We start from the raw sequence: 16281 nt of genomic DNA on the forward strand, positions 1-16281 counted from the left end.
TCGTGAATAAAATGATAAAAAAAGAATAAAAACTCTTGCACTCGCAGGAGTTTTTTGATATAATATTATGGTGCTGTGAAAACAACAGCTTTAGCTATGATACAAGAGGTTGCGACACACTCGGTTGCATTGCCACGCAACAGGTGTTGGTTTTCTTGAGGAGCTAGCCTATTATCTTAAATAGACGAAAAAGGAGAAAAAGATGGCAAACAAAAAAATCCGTATCCGCTTGAAAGCGTACGAGCACCGTACACTTGATACTGCGGCTGAAAAAATCGTAGAAACTGCAACTCGTACAGGAGCAACAGTAGCTGGTCCAGTTCCACTTCCAACAGAACGTAGCCTCTACACTATCATCCGTGCGACTCACAAGTACAAAGATTCTCGTGAGCAGTTCGAAATGCGTACACACAAACGTTTGATCGATATCATCAACCCAACTCAAAAAACAGTTGACGCTTTGATGAAATTGGATCTTCCAAGTGGTGTTAACGTAGAAATCAAACTTTAATTGATTTTGAGCATAAAAAACGCTCGTAAAAAACTTTTTGAATATAAAATCTAGAAAAGGAATATTTTCTCATGACAAAAGGAATCTTAGGGAAAAAAGTGGGAATGACTCAAATCTTCACTGAAGCTGGTGAATTCATCCCTGTAACAGTCATCGAAGCAACTCCAAACGTAGTACTTCAAGTTAAGACTGTTGAAACTGATGGTTACCAAGCTGTTCAAGTTGGTTTTGATGACAAACGCGAAGTATTGAGTAACAAACCTGCCAAAGGCCATGTAGCTAAAGCTAACACTGCTCCTAAGCGCTTCATTCGTGAATTCAAAAACATTGAAGGCTTGGAAGTTGGTGCAGAAATCACTGTTGACACTTTCGCAGCTGGCGATGTTGTTGACGTAACTGGAACTTCTAAAGGTAAAGGTTTCCAAGGTGTTATCAAACGCCACGGACAATCACGCGGACCTATGGCTCACGGTTCACGCTACCATCGTCGTCCAGGTTCTATGGGACCTGTTGCGCCTAACCGCGTTTTCAAAAACAAACGCTTGGCAGGACGTATGGGTGGTAACCGTGTGACAATCCAAAACCTTGAGATTGTTCAAGTTATCCCAGAGAAAAACGTTATCCTTATCAAAGGTAATGTACCAGGTGCTAAGAAATCTCTTATCACTATCAAATCAGCAATTAAAGCTACTAAATAATTAAGGAAAGGGGAAAACAGTTAAAATGGCAAACGTAAAACTATTTGACCAAACTGGTAAAGAAGTTAGCGAAGTTGTTCTTAACGACGCAATCTTCGGTATCGAACCAAACGAATCAGTAGTATTTGATGTTATCATTAGCCAACGTGCTAGCCTTCGTCAAGGTACTCACGCGGTTAAAAACCGTTCAGCAGTATCAGGTGGCGGACGTAAACCATGGCGTCAAAAAGGAACTGGACGTGCGCGTCAAGGTTCTATCCGTTCACCACAATGGCGTGGTGGTGGTGTTGTCTTCGGACCAACTCCACGTTCATACGGTTACAAACTTCCACAAAAAGTTCGTCGCCTTGCTTTGAAATCAGTTTATTCAGCTAAAGTTGCTGAAGATAAATTTGTAGCTGTAGAAAGCTTGTCATTCGCAGCTCCAAAAACTGCTGAATTCGCAAACGTTCTTTCAGCTCTTAGCATCGACTCAAAAGTACTTGTAATCATTGAAGAAGGAAACAAATTTGCTGAATTATCAGCACGTAACCTTCCAAACGTTAAAGTTGCAACTGCAACAACTGCAAGTGTTCTTGATATCGTAAACGCAGACAAACTTCTTGTAACGAAAGAAGCAATCTCTACAATCGAGGAGGTTCTTGCATAATGAACTTGTACGACGTAATTAAAAAACCAGTTATTACGGAAAAATCAATGTATGCCCTTGAAGAAGGAAAATACACATTTGAAGTTGACACTCGTGCACACAAACTCTTGATCAAACAAGCTGTTGAAGCAGCATTTGACGGTGTTAAAGTTGCTAGTGTTAAAACTGTTAACGTAAAACCAAAAGCAAAACGCGTTGGTCGTTATGCTGGTTTCACAAGCAAAACTAAAAAAGCTATCATTACGCTTACAGCTGATTCAAAAGCAATCGAGTTGTTCGCAGCTGAAGCTGAATAATCTAAGGAGGAAATAACGTGGGTATTAAAGTTTATAAACCAACGACAAATGGCCGTCGTAACATGACTTCTTTGGATTTTGCTGAAATCACAACAAGCACTCCTGAGAAATCTTTGCTTGTTTCACTTAAAAGCAAAGCTGGTCGTAACAACAACGGTCGCATCACAGTTCGTCACCAAGGTGGCGGTCACAAACGTCACTACCGTTTGATCGACTTCAAACGTAATAAAGACGGTATCGAAGCAGTTGTTAAAACTATCGAGTACGATCCAAACCGTTCAGCTAACATCGCTCTTGTACACTACACTGACGGTGTTAAAGCTTACATCATCGCTCCTAAAGGTCTTGAAGTTGGTCAACGTATCATCTCAGGTCCAGAAGCAGATATCAAAGTTGGTAATGCTCTTCCACTTGCTAACATCCCAGTTGGTACAGTTATCCATAACATTGAGTTGAAACCTGGTAAAGGTGCTGAACTTGTTCGTGCTGCTGGTACTTCAGCTCAAGTACTTGGTGCTGAAGGGAAATACGTTCTTGTTCGTCTTCAATCAGGTGAAGTTCGTATGATCCTTGCTAGCTGCCGTGCAACCATCGGTGTTGTAGGTAACGGTGAACATTCACTTGTTAACTACGGTAAAGCAGGACGTAGCCGTTGGAGAGGTATCCGTCCAACAGTTCGTGGTTCTGTAATGAACCCTAACGATCACCCACACGGTGGTGGTGAAGGTAAAGCACCAGTTGGTCGTAAAGCGCCATCTACTCCATGGGGTAAACCTGCGCTTGGACTTAAAACTCGTAACAAAAAAGCTAAATCAGACAAACTTATCGTTCGTCGTCGTAACGAAAAATAAGATAAAAAGATCAAACATCCGCCAGCTCGGTAGTGCTGCTTAGGCAGCACAAGCCGCTGTGGTACAGTATTTAAAGGAGAAAACTTAAAAATGGGACGCAGTCTTAAAAAAGGACCTTTCGTCGATGAGCATTTGATGAAAAAAATCGAAGCTCAAGCAAATGACGAAAAGAAAAAAGTAATTAAAACTTGGTCACGTCGTTCAACGATTTTCCCAAGTTTCATCGGTTATACAATCGCAGTTTATGATGGACGTAAACACGTTCCTGTGTACGTTCAAGAAGACATGGTAGGTCACAAACTTGGTGAATTTGCACCAACTCGTACTTACAAAGGTCACGCTGCTGACGATAAGAAGACACGTCGTTAATAGGAGGAGGACACAATGGCAGAAATTACTTCAGCTAAAGCAATGGCTCGTACAGTCCGTGTTTCACCTCGTAAAACACGTCTTGTACTTGACCTTATCCGCGGTAAAAACGTTGCAGACGCAATCGCAATCTTGAAATTCACTCCAAACAAAGCTGCTCGTGTGATTGAAAAAACACTTAACTCAGCAATCGCAAATGCTGAAAACAACTTTGGTTTGGAAAAAGCTAACTTGGTAGTATCTGAAACTTTCGCAAACGAAGGACCAACTATGAAACGTTTCCGTCCACGTGCCAAAGGTTCAGCTTCACCAATCAACAAACGCACAACACACATCACAGTTGTTGTGTCAGAAAAATAAGGAGGTAAAATCGTGGGTCAAAAAGTACATCCAATTGGTATGCGTGTCGGAATCATCCGTGACTGGGATGCGAAATGGTATGCTGAAAAAGAATACGCGGATTACCTTCATGAAGATCTTGCAATCCGCAAATTCATCCAAAAAGAATTGGCAGACGCTTCAGTTTCAACTATCGAAATTGAACGTGCAGTAAATAAAGTTATCGTATCACTTCACACTGCTAAACCAGGTATGGTTATCGGTAAAGGTGGTGCAAACGTTGATGCACTTCGTGCTAAACTCAACAAATTGACTGGAAAACAAGTACACATCAATATCGTTGAAATCAAATCTCCAGATCTTGATGCTCACCTTGTTGGTGAAGGAATTGCTCGTCAACTTGAGCAACGTGTTGCTTTCCGTCGTGCTCAAAAACAAGCTATCCAACGTGCTATGCGTGCTGGAGCTAAAGGAATCAAAACTCAAGTATCTGGTCGTTTGAACGGTGCTGACATCGCTCGTGCAGAAGGATATTCTGAAGGTACAGTTCCACTTCACACACTTCGTGCTGATATCGATTACGCTTGGGAAGAAGCTGATACAACTTATGGTAAACTAGGTGTTAAAGTTTGGATTTACCGTGGTGAAGTTCTACCAGCTCGTAAAAACGCTAAGGGAGGTAAATAACAAATGTTAGTACCTAAACGTGTTAAACACCGTCGTGAATTCCGTGGAAAAATGCGCGGTGAAGCTAAAGGTGGAAAACAAGTAGACTTCGGTGAATACGGTCTTCAAGCTACAACTAGCTCATGGATCACTAACCGCCAAATTGAAGCTGCCCGTATCGCTATGACGCGTTACATGAAACGTGGTGGTAAAGTTTGGATTAAAATCTTCCCACACAAATCATACACTGCTAAAGCTATCGGTGTACGTATGGGATCTGGTAAAGGGGCACCTGAAGGTTGGGTAGCACCAGTTAAACGTGGTAAAGTAATGTTTGAAGTTGCAGGCGTTTCAGAAGAAATCGCTCGTGAAGCTTTCCGCCTTGCTGGCCACAAACTTCCAGTAAAAGTTAAATTCGTAAAACGCGACGCAGAGTAAGGAGAAGACATGAAACTTGAAGAAATCAAAAAGTTTGTTGCTGAGCTTCGTGGCTTGTCTCAAGAAGAGCTTGCTAAAAAAGAAAACGAACTCAAAAAAGAATTGTTTGATCTTCGTTTCCAAGCTGCAGCAGGTCAACTTGATCAAACTGCTCGTTTGAACGAAGTTAAAAAACAAATTGCACGCGTTAAAACTGTGCAATCTGAAATGAAATAATAGATTGGGAAAGGAGAAATTCTAATAATGGAACGTAATCAACGTAAAACCCTTGTTGGACGTGTTGTATCTGACAAAATGGACAAAACAATCACTGTTGTAGTTGAAACTAAACGTAACCACCCAGTCTATGGTAAACGTATTAACTACTCTAAAAAATACAAAGCTCATGATGAGAAAAACATCGCTAAAGAAGGCGATATTGTTCGTATCATGGAAACTCGCCCACTTTCAGCTACAAAACGTTTCCGTCTTGTAGAAGTGGTTGAAGAAGCTGTCATTATCTAATAAACCTGAAAGGAGAAAATTGGAATGATTCAACAAGAATCTCGTTTGAAAGTTGCTGATAACAGTGGCGCACGCGAAATCTTGACTATCAAAGTTCTTGGTGGTTCAGGTCGTAAATTCGCTAACATCGGTGACGTTATCGTTGCATCTGTAAAACAAGCTACTCCTGGTGGTGCTGTTAAAAAAGGTGACGTTGTGAAAGCCGTTATCGTCCGCACTAAATCAGGTGCTCGTCGCCCAGATGGTTCATACATCAAATTTGACGAGAATGCAGCTGTTATTATCCGTGAAGATAAAACTCCTCGCGGAACTCGTATCTTCGGACCTGTTGCACGTGAATTGCGTGAAGGTGGTTACATGAAGATTGTTTCACTTGCACCAGAAGTGCTTTAATTTATAACAAACTAGTCCCCTAGGTTATCCTAGGGTGCCCTTTAGGGCGTAAGAAATTTTAAGGAGATAAACTCAATGTTTGTAAAAAAAGGCGATAAAGTTCGCGTAATCGCTGGTAAAGACAAAGGTAAAGAAGCCGTTGTCGTAACAGCTCTTCCAAAAGTAAACAAAGTTATTGTTGAAGGTGTTAACATCATCAAAAAACATCAGAAACCAAATAACGAAAACCCTCAAGGTGCTATCGTGGAAAAAGAAGCACCAATCCATGCATCAAACGTTCAAGTTCTTGACAAAAACGGTGTTGCAGGACGTGTGGGTTATAAGTTTGTAGATGGCAAAAAAGTTCGCTACAACAAAAAATCAGGCGAAGTGCTTGATTAATCACGAAGGAAAGGAGAAGTATAATGGCAAATCGCTTAAAAGAAAAATATCTTAATGAAGTAGTTCCTGCTTTGACAGAACAATTTAACTATTCATCAGTTATGGCTGTCCCTAAAGTTGAGAAAATCGTTCTTAACATGGGTGTTGGTGATGCAGTATCAAATGCTAAAAACCTTGAAAAAGCTGCTGCTGAGTTGGCACTTATCTCAGGTCAAAAACCACTTATCACTAAAGCTAAAAAATCAATCGCCGGCTTCCGTCTTCGTGAAGGTGTTGCGATCGGTGCTAAAGTTACTCTTCGTGGTGAGCGTATGTACGAATTTTTAGATAAATTGGTATCAGTTTCACTTCCACGTGTTCGTGACTTCCACGGGGTTCCAACAAAATCTTTTGATGGACGCGGTAACTACACACTTGGTGTTAAAGAACAATTGATCTTCCCTGAAATCAACTTTGATGATGTTGATAAAGTACGCGGTATGGATATCGTTATCGTTACAACTGCGAACACTGACGAAGAAGGTCGCGAATTGCTTAAAGGCCTTGGTATGCCTTTTGCAAAATAAAATAGGAGGTAAATTTAATGGCTAAAAAATCTATGATTGCTAAGAACAAACGCCCAGCGAAGTTCTCTACGCAAGCTTACACTCGTTGCGAAAAATGTGGCCGTCCACATTCAGTTTACCGCAAATTTAAACTTTGCCGTGTTTGCTTCCGTGAATTAGCATACAAAGGTCAAATCCCAGGTGTAACTAAAGCATCTTGGTAAAAATAAGATGTGAGAGCATTAAGCAACCTTAGCAAAGATAGGAAAATCTATCTTCTTTGCTAAAGTTGTAGCTCGAACTAGATTTTATAAATAAACCCGATACAAAGCATGCTTATTGAGTTCTCGTTAGCTTTTAGCACCCTTTGTATCATGAATTAACTAGCAAGTGCATCTTGCAAACTACTAGTAAGAGGAGAAACTATAAAATGGTTATGACTGACCCAATTGCAGACTTTTTGACACGTATTCGTAACGCTAACCAAGCAAAACACGAAGTGCTTGAAGTACCTGCATCAAACATTAAAAAAGGCATCGCTGAAATCCTTAAACGCGAAGGGTTTGTAAAAAACGTTGAAGTTATTGAAGATGACAAACAAGGCATCATCCGTGTTTTCCTTAAATATGGTCAAAACGGTGAGCGTGTTATCACAAACTTGAAACGTGTTTCAAAACCAGGTCTTCGTGTTTATACAAAACGTGAAGATATGCCAAAAGTTCTTAACGGACTTGGAATCGCAATCGTTTCAACATCAGAAGGTCTTTTGACAGATAAAGAAGCACGTCAAAAGAACGTTGGTGGAGAAGTATTGGCTTACGTATGGTAATCTCGTAAGAGACTGCTATTACATCTGACTTATAATTGACAGAGCGAAAGTTCTATCTATTTATGAGTTCCCGTGAAAACTCGTCACAAAATTGTGGCCTGACAATTTAACAGGAGAATATAACTACTATGTCACGTATTGGTAATAAAATTATCAACTTGCCTGCTGGTGTTGAAATTACAAACAATGACAACGTTGTTACTGTAAAAGGACCTAAAGGCGAACTCACTCGTGAGTTTAATAAAAATATTGAAATCAAAGTTGAAGGGACTGAAGTAACACTTCACCGTCCAAATGACTCAAAAGAAATGAAAACAATCCACGGAACATCACGTGCTAACTTGAATAACATGGTTGTTGGTGTTTCTGAAGGTTTCAAAAAAGAACTTGAGATGCGCGGGGTCGGATACCGTGCTCAACTTCAAGGTACAAAACTTGTACTTTCAGTTGGTAAATCTCACCAAGATGAAGTGGAAGCTCCAAAAGGTATCACTTTCACAGTAGCTAACCCTACTTCAATCGTTGTTGAGGGAATCAACAAAGAAGTTGTTGGTCAAACAGCAGCTTATATCCGTAGCCTTCGTTCACCAGAGCCATACAAAGGTAAAGGTATTCGTTACGTTGGTGAATTTGTTCGCCGTAAAGAAGGTAAAACAGGTAAATAATAGTTGTATAGTGGAAGATTGGGTGCTCCCCATCTTCACTCACTCAACTAAAATTTACAACTTGTCATTGAGACAATTGATTAAATTTTAAGAGGTGAAAATTGTGATTTCGAAACCAGATAAAAATAAAATCCGCCAAAAACGCCACCGTCGCGTTCGCGGTAAACTCTCTGGAACTGCTGATCGCCCACGTTTGAACATTTTCCGTTCTAATACAGGCATCTACGCTCAAGTGATTGATGACGTAGCGGGTGTAACGCTCGCAAGTGCTTCAACTCTTGACAAAGAAGTTTCAAAAGGAACTAAAACAGAACAAGCCGTTGTTGTTGGTAAACTTGTTGCTGAACGCGCAGTAGCTAAAGGTATTTCTGAAGTGGTGTTTGACCGCGGTGGATATCTCTATCACGGACGTGTTAAAGCTTTGGCTGACTCAGCTCGTGAAAACGGATTGAAATTCTAATAGGGAGGACACTGAAAAATGGCATTTAAAGATAATGCAGTTGAAATTGAAGAACGCGTTGTTGCCATCAACCGTGTTACTAAAGTTGTTAAAGGTGGACGTCGTCTTCGTTTTGCAGCTTTAGTGGTTGTTGGAGATCGTAACGGTCGCGTTGGTTTCGGTACTGGTAAAGCTCAAGAAGTACCTGAAGCTATTCGTAAAGCAGTTGAAGCTGCTAAGAAGAACATGATTGAAGTTCCTATGGTTGGTACAACAATTCCTCATGAAGTTCGTTCAGAATTTGGTGGGGCAAAAGTATTGTTGAAACCTGCTGTGGAAGGGGCTGGAGTTGCAGCTGGTGGTGCTGTTCGTGCGGTCATCGAATTGGCTGGTGTACATGACATTACTTCAAAATCACTTGGTTCAAACACTCCAATCAATATTGTTCGTGCAACTGTTGAAGGTTTGAAACAACTTAAACGTGCAGAAGAAGTTGCTGCTTTACGTGGCATCTCAGTTTCTGACTTAGCATAAGAAAGGAGATTAACATGGCTCAAATTAAAATTACTTTGACTAAGTCTCCAATCGGACGCAAACCAGAACAACGTAAAACAGTTGTTGCTCTTGGACTTGGTAAATTAAACAGTTCAGTTGTAAAAGAAGCTAACCCAGCTATTCTTGGTATGGTTAATGCTATTTCACACTTGGTAACTGTTGAAGACGTTAAATAAGAAATTTTAAGTCGCAAAGAGTTTCTTTGCGACTTAAAAGTAATTTTGAGTATAGGCGAGTTTTTGAGTTCGAGTCCTTACCCAGCTCAAAGGCGCTAGCATTTTACAAATAAGGAGAAAATAGAATAATGAAACTTCATGAATTAAAACCTGCAGAAGGTTCACGTAAAGTTCGCAACCGCGTTGGTCGTGGTACATCATCAGGTAACGGTAAGACTTCAGGTCGCGGTCAAAAAGGTCAAAAAGCTCGTTCAGGTGGCGGAGTTCGTCCAGGTTTTGAAGGTGGTCAAACACCATTGTTCCGTCGTCTTCCAAAACGCGGATTTACTAACATCAATGCTAAAGAGTATGCACTTGTAAATCTTGATCAATTAAATGTTTTTGAAGATGGTGCAGAAGTAACTCCGGCAGCACTTATTGAAGCTGGAATTGTTAAAGCTGAAAAATCAGGTGTAAAAATCTTGGGTAACGGTGAATTGACTAAGAAATTGACTGTTAAAGCAGCTAAATTCTCTAAATCAGCAGAAGCGGCAATTACTGCAAAAGGTGGTTCTGTAGAAACTATCTAATGAGGAGTAACTCATTATGTTCTTTAAATTACTAAAAGATGCATTAAAGATAAAAAATGTGAGATCTAAGATTCTATTTACTATTTTTATCATTTTTGTATTTCGATTAGGTACACATATTACAGTACCTGGCATCAATGCTAAAAGCTTGGAACAATTGAGTGATCTACCTTTCTTGAATATGTTGAACTTAGTTAGTGGAAATGCCATGAGCAACTTTTCTGTTTTTTCAATGGGAGTGAGTCCATATATTACGGCTTCTATCATTGTGCAGTTATTGCAAATGGACATTTTACCTAAGTTTGTTGAGTGGAGCAAACAGGGTGAAGTCGGGAGACGAAAATTAAACCAAGCGACAAGATATATTTCTTTAGTATTAGCAATGATTCAATCTATTACTATTACAGCAGGGTTTAATGCCTTGTCTAGTACATCACTTGTTTCAACTCCTAATATAAGAACTTATCTGTTGATTGGTTCGATATTAACAACAGGAAGTGTTATTGTCACTTGGTTGGGAGAACAGATTACAGATAAAGGGTTTGGAAATGGTGTATCAATGATTATCTTCTCGGGGATAATCTCATCAATTCCAAGTATGATTTCACAAATATATCAAGATAAATTTGTGAATATTCGCCCAAGTGAATTAAACAACTCCTATATTTTTGTCGGGATTTTAATTCTCTCTATTCTGCTGATCATTTTCTTTACAACATTTGTTCAACAAGCAGAATATAAAATTCCAATTCAATATACTAAATTAGTTCAAGGAGCTCCGACGAGTTCGTACTTACCTCTTAAAGTAAACCCTGCAGGGGTTATTCCAGTTATTTTTGCCAGTTCTATAACAACTGCTCCTATTTCAATTTTGCAGTTTTTTAGAAACGGAAATAAAGATATTCCGTGGTTAGATAGTTTGCAAAACTTTTTCTCATATCAAACGATTAGTGGAATGCTTGTTTATGCAGCTTTGATTGTGTTATTCTCGTTCTTTTATACATTTGTACAGGTTAATCCTGAAAAGACTGCAGAGAACTTACAAAAAAATGGCTCTTATATTCACAGTGTTCGTCCAGGACAAGAAACAGAAAAATTCTTATCCTCTTTATTGAAGAAATTAGCAACTATCGGATCACTTTTCCTGGCCTTTATTGCCCTAGTTCCAATTATCGCTCAATATATGTTTGATTTGCCTTCGATTCTTGGATTAGGAGGAACAAGTTTATTAATCTTGATTTCAACAGGTATTGAGGGTATGAAACAATTGGAAGGGTATCTTCTTAAGAGAAAGTATGTTGGATTTATGAATGTAACAGAATAGAATATAGGTTGACCTTGTCAACCTTCTATTTTGTTTTTAAATAAATTTATCGATAGCTGATAAATTTATTTAAAAACAAAATAAGGAGAGACAACATGAATCTTTTAATCATGGGTTTACCAGGAGCAGGTAAAGGAACTCAAGCAGCAAAAATTGTTGAAGAATTTGGTGTGATTCACATTTCAACTGGGGATATGTTCCGTGCAGCAATGGCGAATCAAACTGAAATGGGAATTTTAGCTAAAGGTTTTATCGATAAAGGGGATCTAGTTCCTGATGAAGTAACAAATGGTATTGTTAGAGAGCGCTTAGAGCAAGCTGACATCAAAGAAAAAGGCTTCCTTTTAGATGGCTATCCACGTACTATTGAGCAAGCACATGCCTTAGATGAAACTCTAGCTAAGTTAGGTATTATTTTACAAGGTGTTATTAATATCGATATTGATTCAAGTAAATTAGTGGAGCGCTTAAGCGGACGAATCATTCATCGTGAGACAGGAGAAACTTTCCATAAAGTATTTAATCCACCAGCAGAAGGTTACAATGAAGCTGATTTTTATCAACGTGAAGATGATAAACCAGAATCTGTAAAACGTCGTTTAGAGGTTAATATTGCTCAAGGACAACCCATTATTGAACATTATCGTGCTAAAGGTTTAGTGCATGATATCGAGGGAGACCAAGAAATTACTGCTGTTTTCTCAGACATTGAAAAAGCTTTATCTGGTTTAAAATAATAGCGAGTTCCTGCTTGCATAAAGACAAGACTCATGATATACTAGTTTAGTCTGACTTATAATTGTTACCTCTGTCACCAGAGGAAATCAAATCGAAATTTAGGGGGTACTTTTGCGTGGCAAAAGAAGATGTGATTGAAATTGAAGGTAAGGTTGTGGAAACCATGCCTAATGCCATGTTTACTGTTGAATTAGAAAATGGGCATCAGATTCTAGCAACCGTATCAGGGAAAATCCGCAAAAATTACATTCGTATTTTGGTAGGTGACCGCGTTACAGTTGAGTTGAGTCCGTATGATTTGACACGTGGACGCATCACATACCGCTTTAAATAATCGAAATAATTGGAGGGATTAAAACATGAAGGTAAGACCATCGGTTAAACCAATTTGCGAATACTGCAAAGTTATTCGTCGTAACGGTCGTGTTATGGTTATTTGTCCAACAAATCCAAAACACAAACAACGTCAAGGATAAGAGAGTAGAAAGGAGAAAAAATGGCACGTATTGCTGGAGTTGATATTCCAAATGATAAACGCGTAGTAATTTCATTGACTTATGTGTACGGTATCGGACTTGCAACATCTAAAAAAATCTTAGCAGCTGCAGGCGTTTCAGAAGATATCCGTGTTAAAGATTTAACATCTGATCAAGAAGATGCTATCCGTCGTGAAGTAGATGCAATCAAAGTTGAAGGTGATCTTCGTCGTGAGGTTAACTTAAACATTAAACGTTTGATGGAAATCGGTTCATATCGTGGAATCCGTCATCGTCGTGGACTTCCTGTCCGTGGACAAAATACTAAAAACAATGCTCGCACTCGTAAAGGTAAAGCTGTTGCGATTGCAGGTAAGAAAAAATAATTAAAATAAGGAGGTAAAAAAATTGGCTAAACCAACACGTAAACGTCGTGTGAAAAAGAATATCGAATCTGGTATTGCTCATATTCACGCAACTTTTAATAACACTATTGTTATGATTACTGATGTGCATGGTAACGCTCTTGCTTGGTCATCTGCAGGTGCTCTTGGTTTTAAAGGTTCTAAAAAATCTACACCATTTGCAGCACAAATGGCATCAGAGGCTGCTGCTAAATCTGCACAAGAACATGGTCTTAAAACAGTTGAAGTAACTGTAAAAGGTCCTGGTTCAGGTCGTGAGTCAGCTATTCGTGCTCTTGCTGCTGCTGGTCTTGAAGTAACGGCAATCCGTGATGTGACTCCTGTACCACATAATGGTGCTCGTCCTCCAAAACGTCGTCGTGTATAATCAGTAATAATAGATTACACAACTTTTCGTTTAAGAGGGAGTATATAAATGATTGAGTTTGAAAAACCAATAATAACAAAAATTGATGAAAATAAAGATTATGGCAAGTTTGTAATCGAACCTCTTGAGCGTGGGTACGGTACGACTTTAGGTAATTCACTTCGTCGTGTACTATTGTCCTCCCTTCCAGGTGCGGCTGTAACATCAATTAAAATTGATGGAGTACTCCACGAATTTGATACTGTACCAGGTGTCCGCGAAGATGTGATGCAAATTATCCTTAATGTGAAAGGGCTTGCTGTAAAATCTTACGTCGAAGACGAAAAGATTATTGAACTGGATGTTCAAGGACCGACAGCAGTAACTGCTGGAGATATCTTGACAGATAGTGATATCGAAATTGTTAACCCTGATCATTATCTTTTTACAATTGCTGAAGGCCACAGTGTCCAAATGCAATTGACAGTAAATAAAAATCGCGGTTATATTCCTGCCGAAGAAAATAAAAAAGATGATGCACCAGTAGGGACATTGGCAGTAGATTCAATCTATACGCCAGTTAAGAAAGTTAATTATCAAGTTGAACCTGCTCGTGTAGGTAGCAATGATGGTTTTGATAAATTAACAATTGAAATCATGACAAATGGAACAATCATTCCTGAGGATGCGCTAGGTTTATCAGCACGTGTCTTGATTGAACACTTAAATCTATTTACTGATTTAACAGAAGTTGCCATGGTAACGGATGTTATGAAAGAAACAGAAAAAGTGTCAGATGATAAAGTATTGGATCGCACCATTGAGGAACTTGATTTGTCTGTACGCTCATATAACTGTTTAAAACGAGCAGGTATTAATACAGTGCTTGATTTAACAGAGAAAACAGAGCCTGAAATGATGAAAGTAAGAAACCTTGGCCGTAAGAGTCTAGAAGAAGTTAAAGTAAAACTATCAGACCTTGGTTTAGGGCTTAAAAACGATAAATAATATAGGAGGACAAAATGGCTTACCGTAAACTAGGACGCACTAGCTCACAACGTAAAGCAATGCTTCGTGATTTGACTACTGATCTTTTGATCAATGAATCAATCGTAACAACTGAAGCTCGTGCAAAAGAAATCCGCAAAACAGTTGAAAAAATGATTACTCTTGGTAAACGTGGTGATCTTCATGCACGTCGCCAAGCAGCAGCATTTGTTCGTAACGAAATTGCATCTGAGAACTACGACGAAGCAACAGATAAGTACACATCAACTACTGCGCTTCAAAAACTTTTCTCAGAAATCGCACCTCGTTATGCAGAACGTAACGGTGGATACACTCGTATCCTAAAAACTGAACCACGTCGTGGTGATGCAGCTCCAATGGCAATCATCGAGTTGGTTTAATTCATCAATTTTGTTGAGTGTTATGATGATGGGGTTTAAACCCTTAGTCTAGCTCTGGTCTGCCGCTGAGAATATCTCAGCGGTAACACTCATCATATTGTTAATAGTAACGCTTGTTTACGAAATGGTTTAAGTTTTGAATCTTTTCGTAAGCAGGCGTTTTTAATTTCTTATAAAATTTGCTATAATGACTTATGGAAAAAAAATATGCAGTAGAATTTTTAAAGGAACGTTACTTAAACTCTCTGAAGGAAGATCCCACTTTATTTATTGGTGTTGAATTAGAATTTCCCATTGTAAGTAAGAAACAAGAAGCTACTAATATTGAGGTTTGCAAGTCTTTATTCATCCATTTGATCAGTGATTTAGGTTTTGAGATAGAAAAATATGATGATGATAAGTTTCCTATTCAATTATTTTCAAAAGTAAATGAGGATAGGATATTATTTGAAGTATCCTATACAACAATTGAAATAGCTTTTGGAAAAGTTGAACATATTCAAGAAGTTGATATGAGGTTTCAACGATATTTATCCGTTATTCAGTCATATCTTGATCGCTATGATCATGAGATTGTAGGAATAGGTGTAAATCCCAATTGGGATAAAAATGACAACAGTCCTGTAAAAACCGACCGTTACAGAATGCTAATGTCTTATCTTGCCTTATCAGAAAAAGAGGGATACAAACAATGTCATCACTATCCTCAATATGGTGCTTTTATTTGTGGGAATCAAGTACAATTAGATGTATCAAGAAGTAACTATATCAGAGTCATCAATTTATTTAATGCGATTGAACCCGTCAAAGCTTATTTGTTTGCGAATTCTCGCTTTAAAGACTCAAGTTGGAATACCTCTATTTCACGAGATGTATTTTGGGAAAAATCAATGCATGGCTTGTTTGAAGAAAATGTTGGGGTAAATTCAAGAGAATTTCAATCTGAGGAAGATTTTTTTGATTATTTATCAAATAGTGCTCTTTTTACTGTTCAAAGGAAAGGAGAAATTTATTATTTTCCTCCAGTAAAGGTAAAGGACTACATGTCATGTACTTCAATAACAGCGTATAACTTACAAGGAGAAACTCAGGTTATTTTTCCTATGATAAATGATTTAGAGTATCATAGAAGTTATCAGTATCAGGATTTGACGACGAGAGGAACGATAGAGTTTAGGAGTGTTTGTGCACAAAAGTTCTCAGAGACATTTTCTGTGGCAGCATTTCATTTAGGTTTATTGACTAATTTAGATGCATTTGAAAATATTATCAAATCTAATAGATTTTATGATGTGTTAGGCCGTGATTATAAATTTTTACGTAAAAAGTTTTCTGCTATAAATATTTCAGATGAGGATGAACAATTAGTAAATGATTTTGCTAGAATTTTGTTAGATTGTGCTTATAAAGGTTTAAATCGTCGTAAATGGGGGGAAGAAAACTATCTTACTCCACTGTACGAAAAATTGAGTTGATGTAAATATGAAATAGATGTCAGTTTTTATCTCTATTTCTAAAATAGGGAATCTTTGTTAGCCATGGCAGATAAAATATTAAGAAAGGGGAGACCCGACGGTCTTCTCTTTTTTGATGTTTAAATCAAATGTCCCTAAGTTGTTGTCGTCTTCTTTTCCTAAATTCAATAGAGGTATAAAAAAATGAAAAAAAGTGTTGACAATCCATCAAGTAC

General features: G+C 38.4%; 30 protein-coding genes. All 30 read left to right on the forward strand.

What is annotated here, in order from left to right; genetic code table 11:
• The first annotated feature begins 202 nt into the window (after positions 1-202).
• On the forward strand, positions 203-511 hold the full coding sequence (rpsJ, locus tag ACQRDX_RS08120) for a 30S ribosomal protein S10 (protein WP_002885653.1): 309 nt from the start codon (positions 203-205) through the stop codon (positions 509-511).
• Between the two features lie 71 nt (positions 512-582).
• Entirely contained in the window at positions 583-1209 is a 627-nt protein-coding gene (rplC, locus tag ACQRDX_RS08125) for a 50S ribosomal protein L3 (RefSeq protein ID WP_427896340.1), read from the forward strand.
• A gap of 25 nt (positions 1210-1234) precedes the next feature.
• A complete protein-coding gene (gene rplD, locus ACQRDX_RS08130) occupies positions 1235-1858 on the forward strand; it encodes a 50S ribosomal protein L4 (protein ID WP_354368618.1) in 624 nt (207 codons plus the stop codon).
• A complete protein-coding gene (locus tag ACQRDX_RS08135; protein ID WP_354368620.1) occupies positions 1858-2154 on the forward strand; it encodes a 50S ribosomal protein L23 in 297 nt (98 codons plus the stop codon). Before rplD ends, ACQRDX_RS08135 begins: the two co-directional genes overlap by 1 nt.
• Before the next feature lie 17 nt (positions 2155-2171).
• On the forward strand, positions 2172-3005 hold the full coding sequence (gene rplB, locus ACQRDX_RS08140) for a 50S ribosomal protein L2 (protein ID WP_354368622.1): 834 nt from the start codon (positions 2172-2174) through the stop codon (positions 3003-3005).
• Between the two features lie 90 nt (positions 3006-3095).
• Entirely contained in the window at positions 3096-3374 is a 279-nt protein-coding gene (rpsS, locus tag ACQRDX_RS08145) for a 30S ribosomal protein S19 (protein ID WP_354368624.1), read from the forward strand.
• Positions 3375-3389: 15 nt separating this feature from the next.
• Positions 3390-3734: a 50S ribosomal protein L22 gene (gene rplV / locus ACQRDX_RS08150; protein ID WP_354368626.1), complete on the forward strand. Its 345-nt coding sequence runs from the start codon at positions 3390-3392 to the stop codon at positions 3732-3734.
• Between the two features lie 12 nt (positions 3735-3746).
• Positions 3747-4400 (forward strand): 30S ribosomal protein S3, encoded by a 654-nt coding sequence (gene rpsC / locus ACQRDX_RS08155; RefSeq protein ID WP_354368628.1) that lies wholly within the window; start codon positions 3747-3749, stop codon positions 4398-4400.
• 3 nt (positions 4401-4403) lie between these two features.
• Positions 4404-4817 (forward strand): 50S ribosomal protein L16, encoded by a 414-nt coding sequence (gene rplP, locus ACQRDX_RS08160; protein WP_027974085.1) that lies wholly within the window; start codon positions 4404-4406, stop codon positions 4815-4817.
• Between the two features lie 9 nt (positions 4818-4826).
• Positions 4827-5033 (forward strand): 50S ribosomal protein L29, encoded by a 207-nt coding sequence (gene rpmC / locus ACQRDX_RS08165; protein ID WP_003046054.1) that lies wholly within the window; start codon positions 4827-4829, stop codon positions 5031-5033.
• A 27-nt stretch (positions 5034-5060) separates the two neighbouring features.
• Positions 5061-5321 (forward strand): 30S ribosomal protein S17, encoded by a 261-nt coding sequence (rpsQ, locus tag ACQRDX_RS08170; protein ID WP_427896334.1) that lies wholly within the window; start codon positions 5061-5063, stop codon positions 5319-5321.
• 24 nt (positions 5322-5345) lie between these two features.
• Positions 5346-5714 carry a 50S ribosomal protein L14 gene (gene rplN, locus ACQRDX_RS08175; protein WP_354368633.1) on the forward strand — a complete coding sequence of 123 codons (369 nt, stop codon included), beginning with the start codon at positions 5346-5348 and terminating at the stop codon, positions 5712-5714.
• A gap of 75 nt (positions 5715-5789) precedes the next feature.
• Positions 5790-6095, forward strand: coding sequence for a 50S ribosomal protein L24 (gene rplX, locus ACQRDX_RS08180; protein ID WP_354368635.1), 306 nt, complete (start codon positions 5790-5792; stop codon positions 6093-6095).
• Positions 6096-6118: 23 nt separating this feature from the next.
• On the forward strand, positions 6119-6661 hold the full coding sequence (rplE, locus tag ACQRDX_RS08185; protein ID WP_354368637.1) for a 50S ribosomal protein L5: 543 nt from the start codon (positions 6119-6121) through the stop codon (positions 6659-6661).
• A gap of 17 nt (positions 6662-6678) precedes the next feature.
• Positions 6679-6864: a type Z 30S ribosomal protein S14 gene (locus ACQRDX_RS08190; protein ID WP_001085697.1), complete on the forward strand. Its 186-nt coding sequence runs from the start codon at positions 6679-6681 to the stop codon at positions 6862-6864.
• A gap of 206 nt (positions 6865-7070) precedes the next feature.
• Entirely contained in the window at positions 7071-7469 is a 399-nt protein-coding gene (gene rpsH / locus ACQRDX_RS08195) for a 30S ribosomal protein S8 (RefSeq protein ID WP_354368639.1), read from the forward strand.
• Positions 7470-7597: 128 nt separating this feature from the next.
• Positions 7598-8134 carry a 50S ribosomal protein L6 gene (gene rplF, locus ACQRDX_RS08200; protein ID WP_427896331.1) on the forward strand — a complete coding sequence of 179 codons (537 nt, stop codon included), beginning with the start codon at positions 7598-7600 and terminating at the stop codon, positions 8132-8134.
• A gap of 103 nt (positions 8135-8237) precedes the next feature.
• The gene (gene rplR / locus ACQRDX_RS08205; RefSeq protein WP_302189095.1) at positions 8238-8594 is read left to right on the forward strand and encodes a 50S ribosomal protein L18; all 357 of its coding nucleotides are present in this window, start codon (positions 8238-8240) and stop codon (positions 8592-8594) included.
• A gap of 18 nt (positions 8595-8612) precedes the next feature.
• A complete protein-coding gene (gene rpsE, locus ACQRDX_RS08210) occupies positions 8613-9107 on the forward strand; it encodes a 30S ribosomal protein S5 (protein ID WP_354368644.1) in 495 nt (164 codons plus the stop codon).
• Positions 9108-9121: 14 nt separating this feature from the next.
• Positions 9122-9304, forward strand: a complete 183-nt coding sequence (rpmD, locus tag ACQRDX_RS08215; RefSeq protein WP_354368646.1) for a 50S ribosomal protein L30 — start codon at positions 9122-9124, stop codon at positions 9302-9304.
• 128 nt (positions 9305-9432) lie between these two features.
• Positions 9433-9873, forward strand: a complete 441-nt coding sequence (gene rplO / locus ACQRDX_RS08220) for a 50S ribosomal protein L15 (RefSeq protein ID WP_427896327.1) — start codon at positions 9433-9435, stop codon at positions 9871-9873.
• 16 nt (positions 9874-9889) lie between these two features.
• Positions 9890-11197, forward strand: a complete 1308-nt coding sequence (gene secY / locus ACQRDX_RS08225; protein ID WP_354368650.1) for a preprotein translocase subunit SecY — start codon at positions 9890-9892, stop codon at positions 11195-11197.
• A 95-nt stretch (positions 11198-11292) separates the two neighbouring features.
• On the forward strand, positions 11293-11934 hold the full coding sequence (locus ACQRDX_RS08230; RefSeq protein WP_427896325.1) for an adenylate kinase: 642 nt from the start codon (positions 11293-11295) through the stop codon (positions 11932-11934).
• A gap of 116 nt (positions 11935-12050) precedes the next feature.
• A complete protein-coding gene (gene infA / locus ACQRDX_RS08235) occupies positions 12051-12269 on the forward strand; it encodes a translation initiation factor IF-1 (protein ID WP_146567765.1) in 219 nt (72 codons plus the stop codon).
• Positions 12270-12294: 25 nt separating this feature from the next.
• Positions 12295-12411 (forward strand): 50S ribosomal protein L36, encoded by a 117-nt coding sequence (rpmJ, locus tag ACQRDX_RS08240; protein ID WP_000868345.1) that lies wholly within the window; start codon positions 12295-12297, stop codon positions 12409-12411.
• A gap of 20 nt (positions 12412-12431) precedes the next feature.
• Complete coding sequence (gene rpsM, locus ACQRDX_RS08245; protein ID WP_115271221.1) at positions 12432-12797, forward strand: 30S ribosomal protein S13; 366 nt, start codon at positions 12432-12434, stop codon at positions 12795-12797.
• Positions 12798-12819: 22 nt separating this feature from the next.
• Positions 12820-13203 carry a 30S ribosomal protein S11 gene (gene rpsK / locus ACQRDX_RS08250; protein ID WP_354368657.1) on the forward strand — a complete coding sequence of 128 codons (384 nt, stop codon included), beginning with the start codon at positions 12820-12822 and terminating at the stop codon, positions 13201-13203.
• 48 nt (positions 13204-13251) lie between these two features.
• Positions 13252-14190, forward strand: coding sequence for a DNA-directed RNA polymerase subunit alpha (locus ACQRDX_RS08255; RefSeq protein ID WP_427896322.1), 939 nt, complete (start codon positions 13252-13254; stop codon positions 14188-14190).
• 14 nt (positions 14191-14204) lie between these two features.
• Positions 14205-14591: a 50S ribosomal protein L17 gene (gene rplQ / locus ACQRDX_RS08260; RefSeq protein WP_000331493.1), complete on the forward strand. Its 387-nt coding sequence runs from the start codon at positions 14205-14207 to the stop codon at positions 14589-14591.
• A gap of 194 nt (positions 14592-14785) precedes the next feature.
• Positions 14786-16066 carry a glutamate-cysteine ligase family protein gene (locus ACQRDX_RS08265; RefSeq protein ID WP_427895915.1) on the forward strand — a complete coding sequence of 427 codons (1281 nt, stop codon included), beginning with the start codon at positions 14786-14788 and terminating at the stop codon, positions 16064-16066.
• Positions 16067-16281 lie beyond the last annotated feature (215 nt).

Origin of the sequence: Streptococcus sp. SGI.013, from assembly GCF_050315295.1 — a bacterium.
GTDB lineage: Bacteria > Bacillota > Bacilli > Lactobacillales > Streptococcaceae > Streptococcus > Streptococcus porcorum.